This is a genomic window from Salinispora goodfellowii (assembly GCF_059570675.1).
Window position 1 is genome coordinate 1 of sequence record NZ_JCANTD010000078.1, and the last position, 2,782, is coordinate 2,782.

The following is a 2,782-nucleotide window of genomic DNA, read 5'->3' on the forward strand; positions in this document are numbered from 1 at the left end:
TCGTGGTCAAAACCCACCAGTGCGCCGGGGACAACGAGCTACGCCCGACGGGCGGGTTCTGCGGTTGCCGGGAGCCGGGCTGCGGCCCTGGCCAGGACAGATCACAAGAGTTGCCCACCGCATCAGGCGATGGGTGATCGGGCCCGCTGCCCGGGCTCCGGACAGCGCACCATGTGACAGCAGGCGGCCCCGCTCCCCCAGGTCGGGAGGGCGGGGCCGCTTCGTCGTGATTGCGGCGGCCCGGTTTGACGGCCGGGCGTACGATGCCCACCACGCTACGCCTCCGGGCCCCAGGTCAACGGTTTCCGGCGGGGATTGGTTGTCAGGCGTTCAGGGCTGGGGGATCAGCTCGACCTCGATGGCGAGCACGCCGAGGGCTTCCTTCTCAGGGCCGTAGATGCGGCGGATGTTCGCGAGCTGCTGGTGGCGGGGGCTGTCCGGGTTGACCTTGTTGGGGCCCTCGGTGTCGAGCATCTTCTCGAACGACTCGTACCGGGCCACCCGCTTGACCCTGGTCAACGCCTCGTCACGGCCGCACACGAATCGGATGAGCTGGCCGGGGGCGAGGCTGCGCAGGTTCGGGTACTGCACCCGAACCTCGATGGTCTTGCGGCCGGCGGCGAGCAGGTCGAAGTAGCGGCGGTAGAGGTTCATCTCCCGGGCGCGCGGTGGGGCCTCGGTGACCGGGTGTGCGGTCATGATGCGGTTCAGCTCCTGGGTGGCTGGTGCCTAGATGCGGTGCCCCGTTGATTTGCGTACCGACGACCAGGGCGACCCGCTCGGGCCGGGTGGCCTGCAACCGGGGGCGGAGCATGTCGACGGCGCGGAGCATGGCGTTGGCGGTGACGTTGTTCGGACTGACCAGCTCGATTCCAGGGGTAGTCACAGCGCGGTCCTCCAGCTATGCGGCGGCGGGCACGTTGGCGAGGATGAAGTCGACTCGGGCGGCGGCGTCGTTGGCGGGCACGAAGATTGGCGAGTACCCGGCGTCGTAGTAGCCCTGGATGATTAGTTGGTGGACGCGGACGATCTCGCGTTCCTTGGCCCACACGAGATCGTCCTCGCTGTTGAAGTCGTCCAGGGGATCGAGGACGAACACCCCGTCGTAGCGGTACTTCTCGGTGGCTTCGCGCAACTCCGGGTACGGGTCCAGGCCGAACGCCCGGTCCCATCCGTCGCCGTCGGGGATGCCCCGGTTGTAGAAGTGCAGCCCATCGGTATGGGCCCGGTACTCGGCGATGAACGCCTGCAGCACCTCGCGGGAGTAGTTGCGGCGGTCGCCCACCTCCAGGTGCCGGCCGAGACGTTCGCGGTGCGCTCGGTAGATCTCCCGCGCTGGCTCGCCCTCGGTGATCGGCAACCCACGTTCGGTCATCTCGGTGAACACGGCCTCCTTGCCGGCGGATGGCCCGCCGGTGATCACATACCGCTGTGTGGTCACGCTGCTCTCCTCATGGGTCGGTATGTCACTACTGGTCTGTGGGGTTGGAGGCGCTGCCGGTGGCGGTGCCCGGGTTGAAGCCGGTGAGCGCCTCACACCAGCGGGCGCTCACCTCGCCTGGTACGGCGGCCAGGAACGCCAACTCAGTGGACGCGTCTGCGGCGGCCTCCGCGAGCGCCTGCCGCTGGCCCGACTTGAGTGGCGGCGTCCACCCGGCGAGGCCCGCTAGGCCCTCGGGGGTCAGGCCGGTGTCGGCGTGCAGTAGCACCTCGCCGTACGCGGCCCGGTAGCGCTGCGCCAGGGCGAGCAGTTGCCCGTACCGGCGCAGCGCGGTGCACGCGGCGGCGACCAGGGCGGCGGGCTCGGCGCGCATACTGCGTGCCCGGGCCAAGCCGAGCAGCTCGGCACGCAGCAGGTACACCCCGCTCCACAACCGCGACAGTAGCTCGGCGTGTTCAGCGGCCTCCCACGCGAACGGGTCGGCCGGTACCCGGGGCCGGGCCGATGCCGGCGCGAGCGGCGGGGCGAGCGCCCGGGTCATCGCGTACTCGTCGCTGTCACGGCGCAGCGTCCACGCGAGCATGCCCAGCAGCCGCGGCTCGATCCGCTTGCGGAAGTGGTGTACCTCGTGCCCGGACGCCGCGGCGGCGACCTCGCGCCGCTGGGTAAGGGTCGTCCCGCTGACCGCGGGCGGCAGCCCGAACAGCGCCCGGACGGCGTCGGTCAGCGACTCGTCATCGAAGCGGGCCAGGCACCAGCGCAGAAGACCCTCGAACGCGGTTGCCCGCGACGCTCGGTCGTCGGGGTTCGTGGCCCGGGCGCGGACGCCGGGTAGGTCGAGCAGCACGTCATCGACAACTTCCGGGGCGAACGGCAGGCCCGGACGGGCCAAGGCGCGCAGCGCGGCGGTCATCGCCTCGTGCGCGGCGTCGGGGGTCTCAACAGGTGCAGGGGTGATCGACATGGAACCTCCTCGGGGTTCCCTACCAGTCAACCAGAGATGCCCAGAAAATGCCCAGGGCTGCGCCCAGAAAATGCCCAGCTTTGACTCCACCAACATCAGCTTCTGGTGCATCAGCAAGGAAACCTCGCGCCGCAATATCCACGCCTCCTCGACAGCGCCCACGAACTCCAGCCCCAGAGGTGCCCGTGCTGTCGTAGAAATGACAGCGGTCACGGCAGGGGGTGGCCGGCCGGCTGGTTGACCAACGTGCAGGTGTAGAACACAGTGCACGCCATGGACGACGCCAGGGCGGTTGCGTAGTCGGTTGAAGGGTCTGTGAGCTGGGGTTTTTGGCGGCTGAATGGGTGGGGCCGGGTCCATGTAGGACGGGTGCGGCC

Annotated in this window: 3 protein-coding genes; all 3 read right to left on the reverse strand. The window is 69.5% G+C overall.

Annotated features, from left to right (window positions below; translation table 11 throughout):
• Positions 1-330 precede the first annotated feature (330 nt).
• Positions 331-699: an ASCH domain-containing protein gene (locus T398_RS26630; RefSeq protein ID WP_496450556.1), complete on the reverse strand. Its 369-nt coding sequence runs from the start codon at positions 697-699 to the stop codon at positions 331-333.
• 202 nt (positions 700-901) lie between these two features.
• Positions 902-1,441, reverse strand: coding sequence for an AAA family ATPase (locus T398_RS26635; RefSeq protein WP_496450557.1), 540 nt, complete (start codon positions 1,439-1,441; stop codon positions 902-904).
• A gap of 28 nt (positions 1,442-1,469) precedes the next feature.
• Entirely contained in the window at positions 1,470-2,405 is a 936-nt protein-coding gene (locus T398_RS26640; protein ID WP_496450558.1) for a hypothetical protein, read from the reverse strand.
• Positions 2,406-2,782 lie beyond the last annotated feature (377 nt).

Coding starts and splice junctions, on each gene's coding strand:
- T398_RS26630 (WP_496450556.1), bottom strand. CDS start 699: ATGACCGCACACCCGGTCACCGAGGCCCCACCGCGCGCCCGGGAGATG.
- T398_RS26640 (WP_496450558.1), bottom strand. CDS start 2,405: ATGTCGATCACCCCTGCACCTGTTGAGACCCCCGACGCCGCGCACGAG.